Raw genomic sequence first — 22,696 nt, 5'->3', positions numbered from 1 at the left:
ATCAGAAAATCAGATGACTTTAGAGTAAAGCTTCAGCTCTTTCTGCTTCTGGAAATAATCGTCAAACTGCATACAGATATTACGAATCAGGATACGGCCTTTGGATTCAACCGTAATGTCCTTCTCAGTCAATGTCAGCAAACCATCTTCCCTCATGGGAATCAGAGCTTCCAGTGCATCGGCAAAGTACTCATCAAAAACGATGTCGTACTTCTTCTCAACGTTGGCTTTTTCCAGATGGAAGTGACAGATCAGTTCATTGATAACGGACTGACGAATTTCATCTTCACGGGTCATCATCAAACCACGGTAAGCGGGCAGCTTACCTGCATCAATGGCCGCAGTATAAGCGTCCATTCCTACATGGTTCTGACTGAATACCTGACCTACCTTGCTGATAGAAGACACACCCATGGCAACCAGATCGCAATGGCTGTGCGTGGTGTAGCCCTGGAAGTTACGGTGCAGAGTACCGGTCTCCTGTGCGGTGGCCAGTTCGTCATCCGGCAGGGCGAAGTGATCCATGCCGATATACACATAACCACGGTCGATCAGTTTTTTAGTGGCCAGCTCAAGAATCTTCAGTTTGTCTTCAGCGGAAGGCAGGTCGGCGTCGTTAATACGACGTTGCGGCTTAAAGCGATGTGGCAGGTGGGCGTAGTTGAACAGTGATAGACGATCCGGTGCCATATCGATAATACGGTCTACGGTATTAAGGAAACCATCAACCGTCTGAAAAGGCAGACCGTAGATCAAGTCCATATGAACGGAATTGAACGCCATAGTGCGCGCGGCATCCAGTACCGAGCGAACCTGCTCTTCCGGTTGCACACGGTTCACTGCGCGCTGAACTTTTTCATCAAGATCCTGAACACCGATGCTGATTCGGTTAAAGCCCTGATCTCTCAGTGCCTGCATCATCACCCAGTCCACTTCACGAGGATCGAGTTCAATGGAGTAATCCATGGATTCAGACACAGCCATATTAAAGTGCTTACGCAGTTTGGCCATAACCCGGGTAATCTGTTCTGGTGTCAGAAAGGTCGGTGTGCCTCCGCCGAAATGCAACTGTTCAACCAGTTGGTTGTCACCAAACAGCTCTGCCTGCATTTCAATTTCACGGAAGAGATAGTCCAGATACTCTTCGGCTTTGGATTTATGTTTGGTTACAATCTTGTTGCAGGCGCAGTAATAGCAAACGTGTGTGCAAAACGGTATGTGGATGTAGAGGGACAGTGGATTATTCACTGCCGCACTTCGCCATGCGCTGGACTCAAAATGATGAGCGTCAAAGTCTTCCCGGAACTGCACGGCTGTAGGGTAGGATGTGTACCTGGGACCGCTCAGGTCGTATTTTTTGATTAGACCTGTATCCCAAATGGGGGCGTTGCTCATGATTACTCTCGTCGTCTAGTGCAGGTCATTTGTTTTATTGGACTGACCCGATGTTGCTCTCAAGTGTAAATAATTGGTGAATTAATAGACTTGATATAAATCAACATCGATAGGCGCAGCCCACAGTAGCACTGCAGGATGCGCCATTGGTATTTATCCGTGCAGGAGAGGATGAGCTCTGTTGATGATTCCAGAACAGTCAGCAGATTGATCCAGTGTGCCCAGATTAAAAGAGCTCGTTGTCCTGATTCTGGAGCTTATAAAGGCTTCAGTAATCCGACTGTCACCATGCTGAAGCAATACACTGGCCTGCAGTGCGACAGCCATCTGATCAACAATGGCTCTTGAGCGGTATTCCAGAGCAGCGCTGTCCTGAATGCTGTCTTTCAGGCCCGCAACGTGAACGTCCAGTTCTCTGGAGTCACCTCTGGTTAATTCCAGTTCGTTGATGAAGGCTTCCAGAGTTGCAGGCTCTCTATGAATGGCTCGCAATACATCAAGGCACTGAACATTGCCCGAACCTTCCCAGATGGCATTAACCGGTGCTTCACGATACAGGCGGGGTAGAATGTTATCTTCCACATAAGCGACACCGCCAATAGACTCCATGGCTTCATAAGTCAGGTGTGGTGCCCGTTTACAGATCCAGTATTTTCCGACGGCGGTGGCGATGCGGGAGAACAGGTTCTGTTGTTCATCCTCAAGGTTATCCAGCGCATGGGCGACCCGCATGCTGATAGCCAGTGCTGCTTCTGACTCAATGGCCATATCAGCCAGCACATTTTGCATCAGTGGTTGCTGATGAAGGTTCTTTCCGAACACGCTGCGTCCGGCGGTGTGGTGAATAGCCTGAGCAGAAGCGGCTCTCATCAGGGCGGAAGAGCCAACCATGCAGTCAAAACGGGTCATCGATACCATTTCGATAATGGTTCTCACGCCTTTGCCTTCTTCGCCCACCATCCAGGCAAAAGCACCACGCAGCTCTATTTCAGAAGATGCGTTAGCAATATTGCCCATCTTGTTTTTAAGACGTTGGACGTACATCTGGTTTTTGCTGCCATCAGGGCGCCAGCGTGGCATCAGAAAGCAGGAAAGGCCTGCTTCAGTCTGTGCCAGTACCAGAAAGGCGTCGCACATCGGGGCTGAACAGAACCACTTGTGACCAACCAGCTCGTACTCCTTGCCATTACCTGTCTCAGCTAATGGATAGGCTCTTGTAGTATTTGCTCTGACATCGGAGCCTCCCTGCTTTTCGGTCATGGCCATGCCAATGGTCAGCCCCTGTTTTTCGTAGAAGGGGATATTTCGCTCGTCGTAATGGCTGGCTGTGATTTTCGGTAGCCACTCCTTCGCCAGCGAAGGGCTGTGACGCAGTGCGGGTACTGAAGCAAAGGTCATGGTCAGAGGGCAGCCAGTACCGGCTTCCGTCTGGAAATGCATATATTCCATGGCAGCTCTTGCAACATGGGCACCCTGTTGTGGTTTTTTCCAGGGCAGAGAGTGGACATCCGACTCAATGGCCGCCTTCATAAGCTGGTGGTAGGCAGGGTGAAACTTGACCAGATCGATACGGTGGCCAAAGCGATCATGAGTGTGAAATTCAGGCTTGTTCTCATTGGCCAGAAAGCCGGCTTTCAGTAGAGGTCCGCCACAAAGCTCACCGTAGTTTTTCAGTTTTTCGTCGGCCCGGTTGCCCTTGTATTTTTCAGTCCAGTATTGAAGAGGCCTGTCACTGGTATAGAGGTTGTAGTCAGTAAGGTCTGATGGCTGGTTTGAAACGTCGTGAGTTTCAGCCTGAGCTTTATGTTGCAGATAGTCAGGGTTCATAGTTTTAGTGTCATTGTTGTTTTTATCAGTGAGGCAGTTTGCTTGAATGTTAATTATCAAACAACTGTTTGATAATTTTTCTGTTACCTCTGTATTGGTTGTTAACAGTTGATTTAAAATAGTTCGTTGAAAATAAATCTACCACTTAAAAAGAGAAGTTATGTCCAGCAGGGATCTGCAAAGTCGTTTTGACCGATTACGCTCAAACAAGGTTTTTGAGCTGTTTGTTGTCGGTATTATTATTTTTTCTGCACTGGTTATTGGTGCTAAAACTTACCCATTACCCGATTATCTTCACGCTGTGCTGAGGGCGTTGGATACGGGTATCACATTGTTTTTTCTGGTTGAAATCAGTATTCGTTTTTTTGCTGAGGCGGATAAACGAAACTTCTTCAAATCTGGCTGGAATATCTTCGATACTCTGATCGTTATTGTCAGTCTGATCCCTATCGACGATACGGAGATGGCGCTGATCGGCCGGTTGATTCGTATCTTCCGGGTGTTGCGGATGGTGTCCATTATTCCGGAACTCAGAATGTTGCTGAACTCATTGTTGAAGGCTCTGCCTCAGCTGGGTTATGTGATGTTGCTGATGTTTATTATTTTCTACATTTATGCCGCTGTTGGCAGTACATTCTTTGCGGCAATTAACCCGGACCTCTGGGGCAATATTTCCATAGGCATGCTGACGCTGTTTCGTGTTATGACCTTTGAGGATTGGACGGATGTCATGTATGAAACCATGGAAGTCTATTCGCTGAGCTGGATTTACTATCTGAGTTTTATCTTTTTCACTACTTTTGCTTTCCTCAATATGATCATTGGTATCGTGGTCAATGTACTGGAAGATGAGCGCAGAAAGATCAGAGATGAAGAAGAACTGGAAGCCAATGTCGGTCAGCCTACCATTCAGGATTTGAAGCAGCAGCTGGATGCTATTCAGGGCATGCTGGAAGAAAAGGCGCGTTAAGTGTGCAGACCCACGTAACCGAATATTAGACGGTTATTTCCCCATCATAGGTGGGGAAATAGCCTGTGAATTCATATATCCGGTTACCTGATTGTCTCAAGTAAGGTGTTACGGGTGCTGCTGGAAGTGATCGACACCTGGACCAGACTGCGTAAGAGCGTTGATTGAATGGTTTCAAATTGAAACTATATTCCAAATAAGCGAGGTTATTTTTAGCAAGATTTGATCAGACTTAACAGGCAGAAGCTAACAGCCTCTAAATAATCGAATAAATTAAAAAAGTGAGAAGGGATTATGCAACTCATCAGAAACCTGTTGGTTGTTCTGCTGCTGATCACAACAGATCTTGCTGCGAGCCCTATAAGCTGGGAAGAAATCCGTTCCGGGCACATGGACAGCCGTCGGCAACCTGCGGCTCTTGAATTCTATTTACAACGGATTGAGCGAATAAAGCTTCAGGGCAGAAATCAGGAAGAGGTTATATATTCTGAAGTCTTTGACCTGGCAGACAAGAAGGTAAAAAAATGTCTGGCAGACGGCTGCAGTCTTTCTCCAAGGCTGGTTATAAACAGTTATCCATACTGGCTTGATGAGGGAATTTACCATTTGCTGGTATTTGTTTCAGAAGACAACTGGGATGAGGCTTATTTGAAGGGGGTTGCAGGCGCTGTGGTGTCAGAGCACCTGGGTGACTTGAAAGAGAAACTTGGCCTGGAATGGTATATTCACGTAAATGTTCTCGAGAAAAGGTCAGTTCTGCACCTTGGTCATGCCCATGTGTTTATTCGGGGAAATGATCGGGAAAAGGTAGCCGTAGAACTCAAGAAAAGAATACCGTTCAGTAACCCTGACCTTCAGCCCTGGTAATTGAAAAGTAGATTGTCATTTCCCCGCCGCAGGTGGGGAAATGACATATGAATTGCTACTTACATAGTCATAAAGTAAGACATCATCCACATCTGATGAGGTCCGGGAATAGACCATAGTCCGAAAACAATCATCATCAGACCGGCGATATTACGAGTTACAGCAGACTGAATAAAAGCAGTCAGTTGACGAGCAAAAATACCGGTGAGTAAAACTGTCGGCAATGTTCCCAAGCCAAAAGCAGCCATAAGCAGGCCGGATTGTGCCGGTGATCCTGAGCTGGCAGACCAGATTAGAGTACTGTAAACCATACCGCAGGGCAGCCAGCCCCAGAGTGCGCCCAGAGCCAGAGCGTTACCTGTGGTTTTTACCGGTATCAGTTTGCTGGCGATGGGCTGAATTCGTTTCCAGAGCACATTGCCTGCTTTCTCCAGCTTCATCAGGCCTTTCCACCAACCGGAAATATACAGCCCCATGGCGATGAGCATAAAGCCTGCCAGATAGCGCAAACCTTGCTGTAGAGACTGACTGGCATCACCCAGAAACCAGCCCAGCGTGCCGAGAATAATGCCGGCCAGAGCATAACTGCTGATACGACCCAGATGGTAAGTCAGCAGCAGTCGAGCGGTATCAAAGCTGGATCGTCCCTTAAGAGACAAGCTCAATGCTGAAGTAATACCACCACACATACCAATGCAATGTGTGCCGCCCAGCAAGCCAATCGTGAGCGCCGCCAACAACGTGGGCGCTTCCTGAGTCATCATCATTTCTGGTCAGTCACCGAAGCTTTGTTCTTGTCTGCAGCAGGCGTGTCGTCATCAAAAAGAATGCTGTGAGCGGGGCCTTCCAGATCATCAAACTGATCGTTGTCGACCGCCCAGAGAAACACCTTCACAGCTATCGCAATGATAATGACAGCAATGGGTATAAGTATGATCAGACTTTCCATAACCGGTTATGCCTCCACTGCCTTATATTGAGTTGTATGTGCTTTTGATCGAGCCTGTTTTTTATCGGCCTGCTTGCCGTTCAGACGCATGGCATTACCGACCACAACCAGCGAGCTGATGGACATGCCGATAGCCGCCATCCATGGAGCAATAAGAGCGGCGGCGGCCAGTGGCAGTGCTGTCAGGTTATAGGCCAGAGACCAGCCAAGATTTTGCCGAATAACATTACGGGTCTTCTTCATCAGTTCAAAAGCATCAACCAGACGGTTCAGGTCATCAGAGAGTAAAACCGCATCGGCAGTGGTCTTGGCTAGGTCAGATGCGTTACCCATGGCCAGGGAGACATTGGCTCCCGCGAGAACAGGCACGTCATTAATGCCGTCACCAATCATCAGAACATGATCGCCCTGTTCCTGCAGCTGACGAATATAATCCAGTTTTCCTTCGGGGCTGATTTCCGCCTGCCAGCTGTCAATGTTCAGCTGGGAAGCTACGCTGGACACGACTGAGTTCTGGTCGCCACTGAGCAGTGTGACTTTATGTCCGTAGCTTTTCAGCTTGTGGATAACATCAGCTGCTTCTGCTCTCAGGCTGTCGCTGATTCGAAACCAGCAAAGCGCCTGATTGTTTCTGGACATCAGCAGCCACTGACCTGGCGTATCAGGCGTCGATGGTGTGTTATCCGGCGAACAAAAGTCAGGACGACCAATACGGTAATTGTCACCATCAATGGTTGCTTCCAAACCCTGACCTGTGTGGCTGACAGGACTCTCGGCAACAAGAGGGGCGGTAATGACTGATGTTGGTTTGATAAATGCCTTGGCGATAGGGTGTTCGGAATGACTTTCCAGTGCCGAAGCAATAGCTGTTAGTTCCTGCTCACTCAGGTTGCAGCCATTAACCGCTCTGACTTCTTCCAGCTGCAATTTGCCTTGAGTCAGTGTTCCGGTTTTATCAAAAACAATGTGATTAACTTTGCCAAGCCCTTCAAGAACATGCCCACGTGTTACCAGAAAACCAAGCTTGTGCAGATAACCTGTTGCTGCGGTCAGGGCGGTTGGAGTCGCCAGAGACAGGGCGCAGGGGCAGGTGACAACCAGTACTGAAAGCGCAATCCAGAAAGCATGTTGAGGTTCACTGCCAGACCAGTACCAGAACACGGCAATAGCCGTGATAAGAACGGCGCCAACAAACCAGCTGGCTACCCGGTCGGCCAGTTTGGCAATAGCAGGCTTATCTTGCTGGGCGTGTTTTAACAATTGCAGGATTGCCGACATCTGGGTTTCATCACCCACATGGGTAATCTCAACCTCGATTGCGTTGTCGACGTTCAGACTACCGCCCATAACAGCTTCATTGATGGAGCGACTGATAGGTAAGTACTCACCCGTCAGCATGGACTCATCAACACTGCTTTTGCCTTCGATGATCAAGCCATCCGCAGGAATAGAGTCGCCCGGCAACACTCTAACTCTGTCGCCGGTTTTCAGATCTTTCAGAGGTATACGAACATAGTCGTTCCCCTCTTTCTTCAGACAGCTGGAAGGCAGTGAGTTGCGTAAAGCTCTTGCCGCACGTGATGTCGCATGGCGAGCACGCAGTTCAAGGTATCGTCCGGTCAGCAGGAAGAAGGTAAACATGGAGACCGAGTCGAAATAGACTTCACCGCTGCCGGTCACAGTTGCCCAGAGACTGGCAAGATAGGCACCACCGATGGCAATGGAGACAGGAACATCCATGCTGAGGTTTTTGACTTTCAGGTCACGTAGGGCTGCCTTGAAGAACGGGGCTGCGGCATAGAAAATAACGGGTGTAGCCACCAGTGCACTGACGTATCGAATAAAGTCCCGATAAGGATCGGTCATATCGTTGCTGATCGCACCGGAATACAGCGCAACCGCGTACATCATCACCTGCATGGCACCGATACCGGCAATCACCAGACGACGAATAAAGGTACGGTTCTCTTTTTTCAGCAGGGCTTCCTGACGATCTTCGCGCCAGGGGTAGGCCTTGTAGCCAATCTCGTGAATGGCGATCAGTAAAGTGCTTAATGGTATTTTTTCAGGGTTCCAGCTGACCTGTGCTTCATGGGTGCTGAGATTGACAGAAACACGACTGACGCCTTCAATCAGGCCGACATGATTTTCCAACAGCCAGACGCAGGCTGCGCAGGTAATGCCTTCGATCAGCAAACTGGCCTGCTTCTCGAGTGTTTCGTCTGGCGTCTCGTCTGATGAGCTTCGCTCTATAACAAAGTCTTTCTGTATGTCATCGCGATCATAAAGCAGCAACTCTTCCCGAAGCTTGTTGCTGATGGAGTTGGCCTGCAGCGCTGAATCGGTTCGATGCTGATAATAGTTATCAAGGCCGCCGGCAATGATAGCTTCAGTCACCATTTTACAGCCGGGACAGCACATAGGCTGTTCTATTTCATTAACAACAGCGGTGTAAGGAGGTTTGCCCTCAATGGGCAGGTGACAGTGAAAGCACTGACAAGTGTCAGTGCTTTCAGAGTGTTCAATGTGGTGATCGGAACGACTGGACATAGACGGCGGAACCTGTGATTACTGCCCTGGCGCAAGCGTGAAGGTTTTACCCGGTTCCAGCAGTATTGCCTGGTTCATCCGCCAGCCGGTTTCATAGCCGACTTCAGGAATCAGTGTATCCAGTGTTTCCAGCTGAACATAGGTTTTGCCAGAGATAGCCTGATCCAGTTGACCCACATAAACCTGCTGCTGCTCGTTAGCTGAGAAGGAGCGGTTGATGGTAACAACCTTGTCTTTTTCCTTGAATACCGGAGACAGCAGACTGAGTTTCAACTGTTGTGGCCACTCGCTCATATCACCATCAAGCGTGATGCGGATTTCACCGGTCAGGTCATCCAGCAGCATTTCACCGGCAATATTCAGTTCGGAAGCATTACGGTCGCGGGTAAGGTCAATATTGATGCCCTTGCCGACTTTGTAGTAGTCATCAACGACAACGCTGTCCTGAATTTTGAAGGAATACCAGATCCAGGTGCTGCCAGCGACAAAGGTTGCGGCCAGAATGCCAACAATCAGCCAGGCCCATGGTTCCTGATACCAGCGGGTGAAGGGTTCGTTATTGGCTTGGCTCATGAATAAATCCTGCTATCAGGAGTGATCAGGTCACTCTGTAAATTCGTTTTTATTTGCGTTGTTAGGTTAAACGCTGCAAAAAAGGCTCGTGCATTTTACCGCAAGAGCCTTCTTAAGTTCGATTTATTTACATAACTTAAAGGCTAAGTACACAGATTGTTGAATTCATACATTCTTGCCCGCTGGTGGCGGGCAAAGAATGATTTAATATTCAATTACGTGTGCCTAGACACTTATTTGATCGGGGTAATAAATCGGCTGCTGGTGGTTGTCTCTGGCAAACTTTCGTCTTCTGCAGAAATAGTGAATTCAATTTCCTTATTGCCTTTGGTATCTGCGCCTGCAGGCAGTGCCAGACGAACAATATGAGAGGCGACTTCACCGGAACCAACCGTAAAGGTCATTGCGCTGTTGGCTTTCAGACCTTCAATGCCGCTAACCTGAACGGTCATTTGATGAGGTGTTTCATCCTTGTTGACCAGCTTAAGGGTGTAGACGTTCTCGATGTCACCGTTGGCGTTGGTTCTGTATAGCTGGTTTCGATCTCTGAGGATGTCCAATTCAAAGGAGGAGCGAGTCTCCAGTGAGTAGAAGAACATACCGAACATAATCACCAGGGCAGCAGCGTAGCCAACCATTCTTGGACGTACCAGATGTGTCTTGGTGCCGTTCAATTCGTTTTCTGTGGTGTAGCGGATCAGGCCTTTTTCATAACCCATCTTATCCATAATGGTGTCACAGGCATCGATGCAGGCTGCGCAGGTAATACAGCTGTACTGCAGACCGTTACGAATATCGATGCCAGTCGGGCAAACCTGGACACAGACACTGCAGTCGATGCAGTCACCCAGACCTTTCTCTTTTGGGTCAACGCTCTTCTTGCGAGGGCCACGGCTTTCGCCACGGTTGTGGTCGTAGGCAACAACCAGAGTATTGTTGTCGAACATAACACTCTGGAATCGAGCATAAGGGCACATATGCAGGCAGACCATTTCCCGCAGGAAACCAGCATTACCGTAAGTGGCCAGAGCAAAGAAACCAATCCAGAACAGAGACCAGCTACCAATGTCCCAACTGAAAATATCGGGCACCAGCTCACGAATAGGCGTGAAGTAGCCAACAAAAGTAATGGCGGTAGCGAGAGATACTGCAGTCCAGATTCCGTGTTTAGCCAGTTTACGCATAAACAGGTCGACACTGATGGAACCTTTATCGCCTTTCATGCGCTTGTTGCGATCACCCTCGGTGACCTTTTCCGCCCACATAAAGACCCAAGTGAAGACACTCTGAGGACAGGTGTAACCACACCAGACTCTACCGGCAAAAACAGTAATGGCAAACAGGGCGAAAGCGGCGATAATCAGCAACCAGGACAGCAGGATGAAGTCCTGAGGCCAGAAGGTGGCGCCAAAGATATGGAACTTACGGGCTGGCAGGTCAAACAGAACCGCCTGCTGGCCGCCAAGATTGACCCAGGCCGTTCCAAAAAACAGCAGGAACAGAAAACCACCGCCTAGCATGCGGAGGTTCCTGAAATAACCGGTAAAGCTTCTGGTATAGATCTTGTCCGGTCTTTCGTAAATATCAATTAGTTCGAGTTCAGGCGAACCCTGATTATCGTCTGGCATATCTCTCTACAACCCTGAATTATCTTCTTGTCGTTGGTCATCCTTGCACTCCTCTGACGGGAGTTTATTCGATGTTTTAATTATTGAGGGATGAATCGATTGGTGGCGTTATATTATCGTCTTCTAATACATATGTCAGTGCGGTCATTACTTAATTATCTATTTATTGATCAAGAGCATTGTTTGTCAGATCTCTGTTTTTTGAACTGCGCTACTGCGGCAAGGTTTTCAGAGTGTCAGGCCAAAGTGAAATTGAAATAGCTGGCTATACTTTGACCGCTTTACGGAGTGGTTATGATCATTAATAAAATGACGGGACTGGCATCTCTGTTCGGTTGCTGTTTTGCGGTGAGCTGTATGGTTCACAGCTTCGAGTGGCCAAAGGGAAGCTATTTGAAGCAGGTCGAGTTGTCTCATTGTCGTGACGAGGTAAATGTAGATTCTTGTTTGAGTCAAAGACTTCAATATACGTTTGAGAATAACTTTTGGGTGCTGGCTTATGAGAACAGCCAGATTGCTGACCCCCAGAAGTACGTTGATAAAGGTTTTGATATCCAGTTGATTGATAATGAACTGGTGCTTAAGCCTGGACGTCGATACTGGTTGCCTGATCTGCAGAAGCAGGCTGAGCTGGCAGGTTTTTCAGGGATGGCTAGAGCTTGTGATGTTGCAGACACCTCGGTTTATATGGACGACACCTTTATTGCGGTGCCTATGAATCTTCCGGCTGAGTGTGATAGCGAACAAACCTGGATAACGCCGGAAGCGAAAGTTCTGGAAACTCTCTGTCGTAATTCTTCCGGGCAATACTCAAGATCAGTACAGGCCTACTATGATTTGTTTCTGAATGGTGACACAGCAGCGGGGAGTAAATTCTTCGGTTTGTTTTCTTGTGAGCAGAACGAAACGGAGTTCTGGAAAGGGCACTTGATATCTCGTCTCAGAAGGGGGCAGCAGCACGACTGGTATTCAGGAACAACTGATTTTGGGATAAAAACGCATAGTTTTGCTCAGTGGAGTGAATATTGCTATGACCAGCTGGGGGGTGTTATTCATCTGTCGGGAACATCATCAGGGTTTTATCTCTGCATCAAAGGCAGTTTATCCGATCATCTTTCGCTGCAGCCAGATTTTCCCGAGCACAACAAGCTGATTGGATTCGATGCGCTGAGCAAGCTGCTGGTAACAGAGTCCAGAAAAAATGCTGAAAACTTGTATCCATACCACGATAATGTGCTCTTTGATCCGCAGCGCTGTCTTGACGAGGGGTTGGAAGTGGAGACGCAGAGCATGAATTTATTCTGCCGGAAAACAAAAAGCCCGCAAACGAGTCGCGGGCTTTTTGAGAGGACAGATCAGTAACTATTTAATTTAAATAGTTACTTGCTGTCTTTTTTCAGACTGTAAATATAGGTAGCTGCCAGATGAACTTTCTCCTTACCGAGAATGTCTTTCCAGGCTGGCATTACGCCGTTACGACCCTGACGAACAGTGTATTCGATCTGGGTCTGACTTGAACCGTACAACCAGGTGCCGTCAATCAGGTCAGGAGCACCCAGCAGCTGGTTGCCCTTGGCGTCGACACCGTGACAAGCCATGCAGGTTGTGTCGTACACTTTCTTACCAGCCGCTACAACAGCTGGGTCAGCGTTCTGATCCAGACCGGCATTAGCACGGATAAAGGTAGACACGTTGCGAACACCTTCGTCACCAATCACCGCACCCCATGCAGGCATCTGACCGCTACGACCTTCCATAATGGAATGGCTGATTGCGTCAGAAGTGCCGCCATACAGCCAGTCACCGTCACGCAGGTTCGGGAAGCCAAAAGCACCACCCGCGTCACTGCCGTGGCAGAGAGCGCAGTTGTTGACGAAGATACGCTCACCCATCTTGACAGCTTTCGGGTTGGCGATCAGCTCGTCGATAGGCGTGTTAGCGTACTGTTCAAACAGAGGTGCATACTTTCGTGCATGCTTCTCCTGATGGCGTTCCAGTTCGTTCACCTGAGTCCAGCCAAGGTAGCCTTTCCAGTTGCCCAGACCCGGGTACAACCACAGGTAGAATGCAGTAAAGATAATGGTGAAGACGAACATCGCCAGCCACCATTTTGGCATCGGGTTGTCCAGTTCCTGAATACCGTCGTATGCATGCCCTGTTGTATCAGTGGTGGTTTCTGCACGCTGTGCTTTCCACTGAGTCGCCAGGAAGTAGATGACGAAGGCCAGGCAACCCAGAGTGAGGACGATGATCCACCCACTCCAGAAACTAGTCATCATTTTATAACCCCTTCATTCTTGTCTGTTCCATCAGAATTCTGAGACTGCTTATGAGCTGCATCATCAGCAAACGGCAGGGATGCGGCGTCCTCAAATTTCTGCTTGTTGCGGCCACTGTATGCCCAGTATCCGATCATAACGAACGCGATCAGGGCAAATAGTGTGGCCAGTCCTCTTATGTCGTTGATATCCATCTTTATTACCGTTGAGTCTTGATGGCTGTGCCAAGAGACTGCAGGTAAGCGACAACGGCATCCATTTCGGTGTGACCTTTCACAGCATCTGTAGCGCCAGCGATATCTTCGTCGGTGTATGGAACACCGAGAGTGCGCTGTGCATTCAGCTTCGCCTGAATATCCTTGCCGTCCAGAGTGTTGTGGTTCAGCCATGGATAAGAAGGCATGATGGACTCAGGTACTACGTCACGAGGATCGTTCAGGTGAGCACGGTGCCACTCGTCAGAGTAACGACCACCTACACGAGCCAGATCCGGACCAGTACGCTTGGAACCCCACAAGAATGTGTAGTTATACACAGACTCGCCTGCTACAGAGTAGTGACCGTAGCGTTCTACTTCAGCACGCAGAGGACGAATCATCTGAGAGTGGCAGCCTACACAGCCTTCGCGAATGTAGATGTCACGGCCTTCCAGCTGCAGGGCAGTGTAAGGCTTGAGTCCGTCAACCGGCTTGGTGGTTTCGTCCTGATAAAACAGAGGCACGATTTCAACCAGGGCGCCGAAGCTGATGGCTACGATCACCAGGGCGATCATGTAGCCAAGATTTTTTTCTACTATTTCATGGTTTGTCATGGTGAATCTCCCCGATCAGGCTGTCTGTGCAGAAGATGCCTGAACTTCACCTTCTTTTTCGTTGCCGGATTTAACAGTGCGGTAAACGTTGTATGCCATCAGGAATACGCCCAGTAAGAAGAAGGCGCCACCAATGGCACGAACGGCATAACCGAATTCACTGGCTGTAACAGATTCTACAAAGCTGTAAGTCAGTGTGCCGTCGTTGTTTACTGCTCTCCACATCAATCCCTGAGTGATGCCGTTTACCCACATCGCTACTACGTACAATACGGTACCGATGGTAGCCAGCCAGAAGTGAGCGTTGATCAGGCCGACGCTGTACATCTGTTCACGACCACAGACTTTTGGAATCAGGTGATACAGGGAACCGAAGGACACCATGGCAACCCAGCCCAAAGCACCGGAATGTACGTGACCAATGGTCCAGTCGGTGTAGTGAGACAGAGCGTTAACGGTCTTGATCGCCATCATCGGGCCTTCGAAGGTAGACATACCGTAGAAGGACAGAGATACCACCAGGAAGCGCAGGATCGGGTCAGTACGCAGTTTGTGCCAAGCACCGGACAGCGTCATGATGCCGTTGATCATGCCACCCCAGGATGGCGCCAACAGTACCAGAGACATTACCATGCCCAGGCTCTGAGCCCAGTCTGGCAGCGCGGTGTAGTGCAGGTGGTGAGGACCGGCCCAGATATACAGGGAAACCAGTGCCCAGAAATGCACGATAGACAGGCGATAGGAGTAAACCGGACGCTCAGCCTGCTTGGGTACGAAGTAGTACATCATGCCCAGGAAACCAGCGGTCAGGAAGAAACCTACTGCGTTGTGACCGTACCACCACTGGATCATCGCATCCATGGCACCTGCGTAAGCAGAATAGGATTTGGTCATGGTAACAGGCAGTGCAGCGCTGTTAACAATGTGCAGTACTGCAACGGTAATGATGAAAGCGCCGAAGAACCAGTTAGCCACATAAATGTGCTTGGCCTTACGTTTCATGATGGTTGCGAAGAAGACAATCGCGTACGCCACCCAGACCACAGCGATCAGGATGTCAATTGGCCATTCCAGCTCGGCATACTCCTTGGAAGAAGTAATACCCAGTGGCAGGGTAATAGCCGCCAGTACGATAACCAGCTGCCAGCCCCAAAAGGTGAAAGCGGCCAGACCTGGCAGAGCCAGTGTCGCCTGACAGGTTCTTTGCACTACATAGTAGGAAGTTGCGAACAGTACGCAGCCACCGAATGCAAAAATAACGGCGTTAGTGTGTAAAGGCCTTAACCGGCCGAAGCTGGTCCAGGGTAAGTCTAAGTTCAGTTCTGGGAAAACCATCTGCGTAGCGATGAACAGTCCCATCGCCATACCGACGATGGCCCACACCACCGCCATAATGGCAAACTGCCTGACAACCTTATAGTTATAGGTTGGCTGTAACGTTGCAGTGCTCATGCTCCATGTTACCTTCGGGTTCTGCTTGAAAATGAAAAATCGATACCGGAGCTGACCTGAAACACTGCGATTTACAACAGGAATTCAATAATACAGAGGAACATGGTTGGTTAATCCCCCCTGATGTCAATTGGCACTGATTATGCTGTAGATACAGCAATAGCGTGGTCAGCGAACAGTATTACTACCGTTGTTTGTCCAGGCAGTGCGTTGACTCGCAACTGTACTAATGAATTTCTGGCCGTGAAACCTGATTCCGGTTAACTCCCCTGGGTTGTCCGTAGACCTTGTCAGAAGCGGTTGCCGTGGGCTACTTTTCAACCACCGGTTATTATAAGCTTCAGTCGCGATTGTTGATCGTAACATTGGCTGAAATATCTGGTGGCAAAAATGGTTTTGGTTGCCCCTGGTTTTACCTCTGTTGTTGAGTTCTGATAATCCAGAACCCGGAGTGTTTGCTTGTCCTCGATCTAATAGCCGGGTACATACACTTCTTATAATTATCCGGTCAAGCGGCATCACAGGTTTTGTCTGTTAAAACCTGTGATAAAACCCGCCGCAATCATACAGAAATATCTAATGACCTGCTATGGCTTTTTAGCTGTCTCTAATGAGTAGAAAGCAGGTTTTTACGGTATTTTCTGTTTTGTATACGCTTTGTCAGGCAGTCCTTGATCTCTGGGCTGTAGTCCTTTATTTCTGCGCAGCGCAAAGAGGTTTTGGTGGACTTTGTTTATCTTTGGTTGTCTTTTTTAAGTGATTCCAGACTGCCATGAATTGATCGGTAAACCCAGATAGGATTGATTGTTTTTTATAGGTATATTGACTTACATCAAAAGAAGATAGCCCGTTTTATTGTCTGCCGCGCGCTCGCGGCAAATGGCTGAACTTATTTTATTTAAGTATTTTCGATAGGAACCGTACGCAATTTGTACAAAACAAAATCATAGAGATAATTAAGGAAACTGTTTATGCAGTATAAATACCAGATCCTTAAGCTTTGCGCCCTGGTCCTGCTGTTCACTCAGTCAGCTGTTGCGTCAGATAAGCTGAAGCTGATGACTGAAAATTACCCGCCGTTTAACTACAGTACTGAGGGAAAGAACTTTGCCCGGGAAGATGGTATTGAAGGTGTTTCTGTAGAAATTGTGCAGAATATGATGGAGCGTTCCGGTGTCGATTATTCCATGACACTGCGTACGCCCTGGAATCGTATCTACGAACAGGTGAAGAACAAAAAAGGATTTGGCGTTTTTTCCACTACGTTGACTGAGGAGAGAGAACCCGAGTTTAAGTGGGTGGGGCCTCTGGTAAGCGATAACTGGATTATCCTGAAAAAAACCGGTAGTCCGATTAGAATCAATAAGCTGGATGATTTGAAAAATTACCGTATTGGTGGTTATAAAGGTGATGCAACGACAGAGTACTTGCTGGCTAATGGTGTTGATGTCGATCAGACAACCTTAAATACCCGTAACCCGAAAAAGCTGGCTGCTGATCGTATTGATCTCTGGGTCAGTAGTGAGTTGTCTTCGCCTTATCTGGCTAAAATGGCAGGTGTTTCCCGTGGTGAAGAGGTTTTTCGTTACAAGTCAGTTGACTACTATTTGGCGCTGAATAAAGAGATCTCGGATGAAACTGTGCACAAGCTTCAAGCAGCTCTGGATGCTATGAAAGCAGACGGGACTCTTGAAGGAATTCTTCGAACAGCGCGTTAATATTGAAAGACCGGAATCACAGTTGAGACTCCGGCTATGAAGATTAGGAAAGAACGTCTAGAAAATCCACGGATGGAGCAAAAAACAAACAGCCGGTTACGGCATTTGAATAATCCATCAAATGATCATAATGACCATGACTATCGGCCTGAATCATAGCTTCCAGCATCTTTTCAAAATGCTCGGGTGTTCGGCAATAGGAAGCAAAGAAAAGACCTGATTCACTGGCATTGCCATAGGGCATGCTGTGACGCAGAATTTCCATGCTCTTCCCTTCAGTATTCTTGATGTTCGACTTTTTAACATGAGCGGTTGGTGCTTTTTCGTCACCACTGAACTCAATGTTCTCTTCCCTGGTGCGACCAATCACTTTTTCCTGCTCAACGACAGGTTGCTTTTGCCAATGTTTCAGGTTGTGAATGTATCTCTGGGTATGTATGTAAGCTCCACCTGAAAAAGCAGCATCTTCATCGCCTACCAGAGTAACACTGGCTCTATTATCACCAGCAGGGTTTTCAGTACCATCCACAAAGCCGGTCAGGTCTCTGCTGTCCAGATAGCGAAAGCCGTGAATGTCTTCCTGTATCTGAACACTATCACCGAAAAGTAACATGATTTGAGACTGCAGTTTGAAATTCAGATCATGCCGGTCTGAGCGAATATGCAAAAGAATATCGCCAGGAGTGGCTGGCGCTGTTCTGTCACCATCGGACACGGGCTTGAAAGGCGTTAGTTCTGCAGGACGTTTTACTGTAAACAGTTGATCCCAGGCGTAGCTGCCTATGGCTACCGTCGATGAGAGCTGTGCCTGTGGATAAGTATTGGATAAGGTTTGGGTCAGATCAGGGATCTGCCTCAGGGTTGCTTTGATAACGGGGGAGGATTCTTTTGGATTCTTGAGCGAAAGTACCAAAAATAGCGCATCGGAGTTGGCATCCGGGGTGATGCCTGATTGCTGCTGGGCCATGAGGTTTACCTTAGTCAAACGTGCTGAATCAGCTATTCAGCTATTATTTCTTCTTTTGCGAACACTTGAAAGTGAAAGAACGACTAAGGCTACTGCTCTGGCAGTATTGAGTGGTGGAAAACACCTGTTGAGATCGGTGTTGTCTGTGCTTAAGCTGAGCACTGATTAAACTCGAACCTGTCAGGCGACGGGTTTTATAACGATATGAGTTTCATAAAAGCGTGGGTTTTATAAAAACGCTGGTTTATAAAAAAGTACCGGGAGATATTGTGTCCGAAGAGTGTGTATTGAATGAAGCTGTGGCGGAGTTTGAGGTTAGTCACGAGCTGAATACCTGTGGCCTGTTCTGCCCTGAGCCAGTGATGATGCTTCATAACAAGGTTCGGGATATGAAGGCGGGTGAAACTGTGCAGGTCAGAGCAACAGACCCGTCAACTCAAAGAGATATTCCAAAATTTTGTAATTTTCTCGACCACGAATTATTGCTGCAGAAAGAGCAGGATAAGGAATTTATTTACCTGATTCGTAAAGCTGCAAAATAAGCCCGAATTTTATTCTTCTATCAGTTGTGAGAAAGCGGCAATGGCTTCCTCATCGCCATGTTTAATCTTATTGGCAATGATATGGTGGAAGAAGTATTTGAAGTGTTCATGCTCCTGCGCTGGAAACAGACAATCGTCTTTGGGTAGCACGGGAGTGGTAGTTACTTTCTTCTCATCAGCCAGCATGGCGTGAATGCGACCATCGTTATACAAGCGCCAGCTGGTGACATGAATCAGCATGATTGTGCTGAAGTTGTCTTCTGAAAGAATGGCGTGAGTACCGATATTGTCGGTTATTTCCTGAAGAACCCGTTCAGGTTCATCTTCGCTGGCGTCATAGTATTGCGCAGCGGTTTCCAGTTCGGTGATCTTGTATTCGGGTGGTTCGAAGAAGGCATGATCGTGAAAACTGTCGTAGTAACCTTCCCAGTGGCCATTTAACGGGTCGTTTAATTCCTGAGCCGGAACCAGCTTATTCAGCCATGGCACCATTGCATCAACCGTGCCGTCCTTTTTGAGTGCCCAGCACAGAATTTTCATACTGAACAGTTTGCCCGGATTGGCGTCGTTGCTGTAAAGCATTTCCAGACCATCAAACTCTGGAGCCAGCCTGATAATCTGGCTGTCTTCAGGTTCATCAACAGGTTTTTTGGTGAACAGATCAATGACATTAGTGTCGTTTTCCGGCTTCTTATCCATTAATGCTCCGGTCATGTTAGGCAGGGCTACTGATGGAGTTGAAGTGCTGTTGGCCCTGAATGTGTCTATCGGCAAACAGTGGTTTAGGTTTATTGAGTCAGGGATGGAAGTGCTGGAGCTGATGGCTCTGATTGAAAGGTTTGTGTGTGATTAGACAGAACGATAGTATCAGCACTTTGATGTATTCAGAGATACACTGATTTCATTATGAAGATTGTTGCTGACGAAAATATTCCATTGCTCCACGAAACCTTTTCCGGTTTGGGGGAGGTTGTAGCGCTGCCAGGAAGAAGTATTTCACCAGATGATCTGGTGGGAGCTGATGCATTACTGGTGAGATCGGTGACCAAAGTGAATGCTTCTCTGGTGACTGGTTCATCGCTGAAATTTGTCGGCAGTTGTACGGCCGGTGTGGATCATGTTGATGGTGATGCTCTGGCAGAGCTTGGAATCAGTTTTGCCAATGCGCCCGGTTGTAATGCCCGCTCTGTGGTGGAGTACGTTATTTCCGCTCTTGATGTGCTGGCTGAGCGGGATGGCTTTCGTTGGCAGGACAGAACGGTTGGCATTATTGGTAAAGGGCAGGTAGGTGGTCGTCTCTACGGTACGCTGGCTGGACTTGATGTTCAGGTCATGGCGAATGACCCTCTCTGCGAGCAAGTTGAGGGAGTTCAGTTTGTTGAGCTGGAAGAACTGATTCAGCGCTGCGATGTTATTGCTGTTCATACGCCTTTAACTAAAAACTGTGACTTTCCTTCCCATCACCTTATTGGTGAGGCAGAGCTTGATGCAATGAAGCCGGGCACCATTCTGATTAATGCAGGGCGTGGCCCTGTGGTTGATAACAGAGCTCTTCTGAAAGTATTAAAAGCTGGAAAGAATTTGAGTGCGGTACTCGATGTTTGGGAGCATGAACCGGAAGTTGATCCCGAATTATTGGCATGGGTGGATATTGGTACACCGCATATTGCTGGTTACAGTCTGGACGGTAAAGTGACCGGAACCGAGATGGTCTATCAGTCACTTTGTCAGACCTTTGGTTTGCCTGCCCGCGTCCGGTTGGGGGCAATCACTCCAATCCCGGTACTGCGAAAAATGATTTTTACTGAAGATGTGACTGCGGATCAGGCAGCAAGACTGGCCATGCGGGCGATTTATGATATTCGTCGGGATGATGCCAGGCTGCGTCAATCAATGAAGTTGCCAGAGGTCGAGCGAGCCGTTGCGTTTGATGTGATGAGAAAAAACTACGCTGAACGCAGAGAGTTTGGCACTCTTCGAGTCAGGGCGGGGCGTTGTACTGAAGCAGTGCGAAACACCTTGTCGGGACTCGGTTTGCAGTTGGTTGATTAGCGGCTTTGCTGGTTTTCACTGCAGTGTGCGGGTATTTCCACTTAGTACGAATGTGCTTTATATAAGATTGAATCGATGCTTGACTTCGATTCAGGCCTGAATTAATGTTCAGGCCATGCGCTGATTTGTCTTGGCTTGCGGGCGCACTAAAAATTCCGCTAAAAGAAGGGTTTACCGAATTCCGAAAAACCACTCTGTTAGCGCAGGGTGGTTTTTTTTTGCCTTTCAAAAAGAAACCATGAGACAGCTAAACCTGAACTCATGACTTTCCCGGCGCTATCTTCAAGACAAGCTCAGAACCTGACAGAAGAATCTTTGTCAGAAGTAATGACCCGTTTTTATTAAGAATGGCTGTCGTACTTGAACTCATGTACCAGAGTGAATTCAGGAAAAGCAGGCAGGAGTGAAGATGATAGAACTGAAGAACCTTACCAAGGTATTCAGGGCTGGTGGGAAAGAGGTTGCTGCTGTAGACAGTGTTGACCTGCAAGTACCGGAAGGCTCGATTTATGGAGTGATTGGCTCCAGTGGTGCCGGTAAAAGTACCCTTATCCGTTGTGTGAACCTGCTGGAACGACCGACCTCTGGAGAGGTAAAGGTTGATGGCCAGGATCTGACTCAGTTGTCAGAAGCTGAACTGCGCCAGGCGCGCCACAACATTGGCATGATCTTTCAGCATTTCAATTTGCTGAGCAGTCGCACGGTTTATGAAAATATTGCGCTGCCTCTGGAACTGGCAGGAGCGAATCGTAAAGCGATTGATGAAGCTGTTACGCCTCTGCTTGAGCTGACCGGTCTGAAAGATAAGCGTGATAACTATCCGTCACAGTTGTCCGGTGGTCAGAAGCAGCGTGTTGCTATTGCCAGAGCTTTGGCCAGCAAGCCTAAAGTGCTGCTGTGCGATGAAGCCACTTCGGCGCTTGATCCAAAAACCACGCGTTCTATTCTGGCACTGTTAAAAGACATTAACCGTGAACTGAAAATCACCGTACTGATTATTACCCATGAGATGGATGTGGTGAAAACCATCTGTGACCGGGTAGCGATCATGAGTTACGGCAAGTTGATCGAAGAAAACGACGTTGAGTCATTCTTCCTGAACCCTCAAACCGAGCTGGCGCGCGAATTTGTGCGTGATGCGATTAATGAGAAGCCTGTCTCTGAACTGGAAGACAGCTTTCAGCCTGAACCCTTCGCCGGCAGTCGACCTGTCATCCGTATCACCTTTGTAGGTCAGAAAGTAGCGCAGCCGTTGATTACTCAGGCGGCCAGAAAGTTCGAAGTGGACTTTAATATTCTTCAGGCTGATATCGAAGCGGTTCATGGCAACACCATGGGCTTTTTGATGGTAGAAGTGGCAGGTAAAGACGATCAGATTGAAGAAACTCTTAACTATCTGAAAGAGCATGTGCAGGTGGAGGTAGCCGGTTATGTCAGCTGATTCATGGTTACTGCTGGGTAAAGCATTGTGGGAAACCATTTACATGACCATGGTTTCTGGTGGTCTGAGTTTCCTGTTTGGTATTCCTCTCGGTGTGCTGCTTTATGTCACTCGCCCTGGTCGAATAAAGGAAAATGCGGCGCTGAATTCTGTGCTGGGCGCTATTGTTAATGCTGCCCGATCCGTACCTTTTATTATTCTGCTGGTGGCTATTATTCCTCTGACCCGCCTTCTGGTAGGCACATCCATAGGAACGACAGCAGCCATTGTGCCACTGACACTGGCAGCGATTCCTTTTGTGGCTCGTATTGCTGAAGGTGCTATTAATGAAGTGCCGGGTGGTTTGGTTGAAGCAGCTCAGGCAATGGGTGCGACGCCAGTACAAATCGTCAGTCGTGTATTGCTGCCGGAAGCGCGTGCAGGCTTGATCAATGGCATGACCATTACTCTGGTGACTCTGGTGAGTTATTCGGCGATGGCGGGCGCTATCGGTGGCGGAGGTCTTGGAGATCTGGGTATTCGCTACGGCTATCAGCGTTTTGATGGTGTGATCATGCTGGCAACGGTTGTTGTGCTGATTGTACTGGTGCAGCTGATTCAGTCAGTGGGCGACCGCCTGCAGAATCATTACGACCGTAGTCGTTAATTGAAAATCAGGTTTATGCGTTTATTGCC

Annotated in this window: 21 protein-coding genes; 8 read left to right on the top strand and 13 right to left on the bottom strand. The window is 48.3% G+C overall.

Annotation, left to right across the window (positions count from 1 at the left end):
- Nucleotides 1–9: 9 nt before the first annotated feature.
- Both hemN and EOPP23_RS20790 read right to left on the bottom strand, forming a co-directional pair.
- Nucleotides 10–1,395, bottom strand: coding sequence for an oxygen-independent coproporphyrinogen III oxidase (gene hemN, locus EOPP23_RS20795; protein WP_153767892.1), 1,386 nt, complete (start codon nucleotides 1,393–1,395; stop codon nucleotides 10–12).
- Nucleotides 1,396–1,548: 153 nt separating this feature from the next.
- Nucleotides 1,549–3,222 carry an acyl-CoA dehydrogenase family protein gene (locus EOPP23_RS20790; protein WP_153767891.1) on the bottom strand — a complete coding sequence of 558 codons (1,674 nt, stop codon included), beginning with the start codon at nucleotides 3,220–3,222 and terminating at the stop codon, nucleotides 1,549–1,551.
- A gap of 160 nt (nucleotides 3,223–3,382) precedes the next feature.
- Here EOPP23_RS20790 and EOPP23_RS20785 point away from each other — a divergent pair, with 160 nt between their 5' ends.
- Nucleotides 3,383–4,192, top strand: coding sequence for an ion transporter (locus EOPP23_RS20785; protein WP_153767890.1), 810 nt, complete (start codon nucleotides 3,383–3,385; stop codon nucleotides 4,190–4,192).
- Nucleotides 4,193–4,486: 294 nt separating this feature from the next.
- Nucleotides 4,487–5,059, top strand: a complete 573-nt coding sequence (locus EOPP23_RS20780; protein WP_153767889.1) for a DUF3605 domain-containing protein — start codon at nucleotides 4,487–4,489, stop codon at nucleotides 5,057–5,059.
- A 59-nt stretch (nucleotides 5,060–5,118) separates the two neighbouring features.
- Here the strand turns inward: EOPP23_RS20780 and EOPP23_RS20775 are convergent, their stop codons facing one another.
- The 5 genes from EOPP23_RS20775 to ccoG all read right to left on the bottom strand — a co-directional run bounded on the left by EOPP23_RS20775 (nucleotide 5,119) and on the right by ccoG (nucleotide 10,759).
- On the bottom strand, nucleotides 5,119–5,826 hold the full coding sequence (locus EOPP23_RS20775) for a sulfite exporter TauE/SafE family protein (protein ID WP_228550818.1): 708 nt from the start codon (nucleotides 5,824–5,826) through the stop codon (nucleotides 5,119–5,121).
- Entirely contained in the window at nucleotides 5,823–6,008 is a 186-nt protein-coding gene (ccoS, locus tag EOPP23_RS20770) for a cbb3-type cytochrome oxidase assembly protein CcoS (protein WP_153767888.1), read from the bottom strand. Before ccoS ends, EOPP23_RS20775 begins: the two co-directional genes overlap by 4 nt.
- A 6-nt stretch (nucleotides 6,009–6,014) precedes the next feature.
- Nucleotides 6,015–8,558, bottom strand: coding sequence for a heavy metal translocating P-type ATPase (locus tag EOPP23_RS20765; RefSeq protein WP_153767887.1), 2,544 nt, complete (start codon nucleotides 8,556–8,558; stop codon nucleotides 6,015–6,017).
- A gap of 18 nt (nucleotides 8,559–8,576) precedes the next feature.
- A complete protein-coding gene (locus EOPP23_RS20760; protein WP_153767886.1) occupies nucleotides 8,577–9,131 on the bottom strand; it encodes a FixH family protein in 555 nt (184 codons plus the stop codon).
- A 233-nt stretch (nucleotides 9,132–9,364) separates the two neighbouring features.
- Nucleotides 9,365–10,759, bottom strand: coding sequence for a cytochrome c oxidase accessory protein CcoG (gene ccoG / locus EOPP23_RS20755; RefSeq protein ID WP_153767885.1), 1,395 nt, complete (start codon nucleotides 10,757–10,759; stop codon nucleotides 9,365–9,367).
- 603 nt (nucleotides 10,760–11,362) lie between these two features.
- Here ccoG and EOPP23_RS20750 point away from each other — a divergent pair.
- Complete coding sequence (locus tag EOPP23_RS20750; RefSeq protein WP_153767884.1) at nucleotides 11,363–12,121, top strand: hypothetical protein; 759 nt, start codon at nucleotides 11,363–11,365, stop codon at nucleotides 12,119–12,121.
- Nucleotides 12,122–12,138: 17 nt separating this feature from the next.
- Here EOPP23_RS20750 and ccoP read toward each other — a convergent pair whose 3' ends face one another.
- From ccoP to ccoN, 4 genes are read right to left on the bottom strand one after another with little or no spacing between them, the layout of a single operon-like run.
- Nucleotides 12,139–13,038, bottom strand: coding sequence for a cytochrome-c oxidase, cbb3-type subunit III (gene ccoP / locus EOPP23_RS20745; protein WP_370514846.1), 900 nt, complete (start codon nucleotides 13,036–13,038; stop codon nucleotides 12,139–12,141).
- Nucleotides 13,035–13,232, bottom strand: coding sequence for a cbb3-type cytochrome c oxidase subunit 3 (locus tag EOPP23_RS20740; RefSeq protein WP_153767883.1), 198 nt, complete (start codon nucleotides 13,230–13,232; stop codon nucleotides 13,035–13,037). Before EOPP23_RS20740 ends, ccoP begins: the two co-directional genes overlap by 4 nt.
- 5 nt (nucleotides 13,233–13,237) lie before the next feature.
- Nucleotides 13,238–13,849 carry a cytochrome-c oxidase, cbb3-type subunit II gene (ccoO, locus tag EOPP23_RS20735; protein WP_153767882.1) on the bottom strand — a complete coding sequence of 204 codons (612 nt, stop codon included), beginning with the start codon at nucleotides 13,847–13,849 and terminating at the stop codon, nucleotides 13,238–13,240.
- A 15-nt stretch (nucleotides 13,850–13,864) separates the two neighbouring features.
- Nucleotides 13,865–15,301 (bottom strand): cytochrome-c oxidase, cbb3-type subunit I, encoded by a 1,437-nt coding sequence (ccoN, locus tag EOPP23_RS20730; RefSeq protein WP_153767881.1) that lies wholly within the window; start codon nucleotides 15,299–15,301, stop codon nucleotides 13,865–13,867.
- A gap of 971 nt (nucleotides 15,302–16,272) precedes the next feature.
- On the opposite strand from ccoN, the gene EOPP23_RS20725 reads away from it, so the two are divergent.
- Nucleotides 16,273–17,019 (top strand): ABC transporter substrate-binding protein, encoded by a 747-nt coding sequence (locus tag EOPP23_RS20725; RefSeq protein ID WP_153767880.1) that lies wholly within the window; start codon nucleotides 16,273–16,275, stop codon nucleotides 17,017–17,019.
- A 43-nt stretch (nucleotides 17,020–17,062) separates the two neighbouring features.
- Here EOPP23_RS20725 and EOPP23_RS20720 read toward each other — a convergent pair whose 3' ends face one another.
- On the bottom strand, nucleotides 17,063–17,986 hold the full coding sequence (locus EOPP23_RS20720) for a Dyp-type peroxidase (protein WP_153767879.1): 924 nt from the start codon (nucleotides 17,984–17,986) through the stop codon (nucleotides 17,063–17,065).
- 299 nt (nucleotides 17,987–18,285) lie between these two features.
- Here EOPP23_RS20720 and tusA point away from each other — a divergent pair, with 299 nt between their 5' ends.
- Nucleotides 18,286–18,528 carry a sulfurtransferase TusA gene (gene tusA, locus EOPP23_RS20715; protein WP_370514847.1) on the top strand — a complete coding sequence of 81 codons (243 nt, stop codon included), beginning with the start codon at nucleotides 18,286–18,288 and terminating at the stop codon, nucleotides 18,526–18,528.
- Between the two features lie 9 nt (nucleotides 18,529–18,537).
- On the opposite strand, the gene EOPP23_RS20710 is transcribed toward tusA, so the two are convergent.
- Entirely contained in the window at nucleotides 18,538–19,227 is a 690-nt protein-coding gene (locus EOPP23_RS20710; protein ID WP_153767932.1) for a hypothetical protein, read from the bottom strand.
- 207 nt (nucleotides 19,228–19,434) lie between these two features.
- On the opposite strand from EOPP23_RS20710, the gene pdxB reads away from it, so the two are divergent.
- The 3 genes from pdxB (at nucleotide 19,435) to EOPP23_RS20695 (ending at nucleotide 22,667) form a co-directional block, all read left to right on the top strand.
- The gene (pdxB, locus tag EOPP23_RS20705) at nucleotides 19,435–20,580 is read left to right on the top strand and encodes a 4-phosphoerythronate dehydrogenase PdxB (protein ID WP_153767878.1); all 1,146 of its coding nucleotides are present in this window, start codon (nucleotides 19,435–19,437) and stop codon (nucleotides 20,578–20,580) included.
- Between the two features lie 409 nt (nucleotides 20,581–20,989).
- Nucleotides 20,990–22,021 carry a methionine ABC transporter ATP-binding protein gene (locus EOPP23_RS20700; RefSeq protein ID WP_153767877.1) on the top strand — a complete coding sequence of 344 codons (1,032 nt, stop codon included), beginning with the start codon at nucleotides 20,990–20,992 and terminating at the stop codon, nucleotides 22,019–22,021.
- Nucleotides 22,011–22,667 carry a methionine ABC transporter permease gene (locus tag EOPP23_RS20695; RefSeq protein WP_153767876.1) on the top strand — a complete coding sequence of 219 codons (657 nt, stop codon included), beginning with the start codon at nucleotides 22,011–22,013 and terminating at the stop codon, nucleotides 22,665–22,667. Before EOPP23_RS20700 ends, EOPP23_RS20695 begins: the two co-directional genes overlap by 11 nt.
- Nucleotides 22,668–22,696: the final 29 nt, after the last annotated feature.

The organism is Endozoicomonas sp. OPT23, assembly GCF_009653635.1.
GTDB lineage: Bacteria > Pseudomonadota > Gammaproteobacteria > Pseudomonadales > Endozoicomonadaceae > Endozoicomonas_A.
This window is presented reverse-complemented; position numbering and strand designations above follow the sequence as displayed.

What these genes read in the sequence shown, in the direction of transcription:
- hemN (WP_153767892.1), bottom strand. Translation starts at nt 1,395, where the DNA reads ATGAGCAACGCCCCCATTTGGGATACAGGTCTAATCAAAAAATACGAC.
- EOPP23_RS20790 (WP_153767891.1), bottom strand. Translation starts at nt 3,222, where the DNA reads ATGAACCCTGACTATCTGCAACATAAAGCTCAGGCTGAAACTCACGAC.
- EOPP23_RS20785 (WP_153767890.1), top strand. Translation starts at nt 3,383, where the DNA reads ATGTCCAGCAGGGATCTGCAAAGTCGTTTTGACCGATTACGCTCAAAC.
- EOPP23_RS20780 (WP_153767889.1), top strand. Translation starts at nt 4,487, where the DNA reads ATGCAACTCATCAGAAACCTGTTGGTTGTTCTGCTGCTGATCACAACA.
- EOPP23_RS20775 (WP_228550818.1), bottom strand. Translation starts at nt 5,826, where the DNA reads ATGATGATGACTCAGGAAGCGCCCACGTTGTTGGCGGCGCTCACGATT.
- ccoS (WP_153767888.1), bottom strand. Translation starts at nt 6,008, where the DNA reads ATGGAAAGTCTGATCATACTTATACCCATTGCTGTCATTATCATTGCG.
- EOPP23_RS20765 (WP_153767887.1), bottom strand. Translation starts at nt 8,558, where the DNA reads ATGTCCAGTCGTTCCGATCACCACATTGAACACTCTGAAAGCACTGAC.
- EOPP23_RS20760 (WP_153767886.1), bottom strand. Translation starts at nt 9,131, where the DNA reads ATGAGCCAAGCCAATAACGAACCCTTCACCCGCTGGTATCAGGAACCA.
- ccoG (WP_153767885.1), bottom strand. Translation starts at nt 10,759, where the DNA reads ATGCCAGACGATAATCAGGGTTCGCCTGAACTCGAACTAATTGATATT.
- ccoP (WP_370514846.1), bottom strand. Translation starts at nt 13,038, where the DNA reads ATGATGACTAGTTTCTGGAGTGGGTGGATCATCGTCCTCACTCTGGGT.
- EOPP23_RS20740 (WP_153767883.1), bottom strand. Translation starts at nt 13,232, where the DNA reads ATGGATATCAACGACATAAGAGGACTGGCCACACTATTTGCCCTGATC.
- ccoO (WP_153767882.1), bottom strand. Translation starts at nt 13,849, where the DNA reads ATGACAAACCATGAAATAGTAGAAAAAAATCTTGGCTACATGATCGCC.
- ccoN (WP_153767881.1), bottom strand. Translation starts at nt 15,301, where the DNA reads ATGAGCACTGCAACGTTACAGCCAACCTATAACTATAAGGTTGTCAGG.
- EOPP23_RS20725 (WP_153767880.1), top strand. Translation starts at nt 16,273, where the DNA reads ATGCAGTATAAATACCAGATCCTTAAGCTTTGCGCCCTGGTCCTGCTG.
- EOPP23_RS20720 (WP_153767879.1), bottom strand. Translation starts at nt 17,986, where the DNA reads ATGGCCCAGCAGCAATCAGGCATCACCCCGGATGCCAACTCCGATGCG.
- EOPP23_RS20710 (WP_153767932.1), bottom strand. Translation starts at nt 19,227, where the DNA reads ATGGATAAGAAGCCGGAAAACGACACTAATGTCATTGATCTGTTCACC.
- pdxB (WP_153767878.1), top strand. Translation starts at nt 19,435, where the DNA reads ATGAAGATTGTTGCTGACGAAAATATTCCATTGCTCCACGAAACCTTT.
- EOPP23_RS20700 (WP_153767877.1), top strand. Translation starts at nt 20,990, where the DNA reads ATGATAGAACTGAAGAACCTTACCAAGGTATTCAGGGCTGGTGGGAAA.
- EOPP23_RS20695 (WP_153767876.1), top strand. Translation starts at nt 22,011, where the DNA reads ATGTCAGCTGATTCATGGTTACTGCTGGGTAAAGCATTGTGGGAAACC.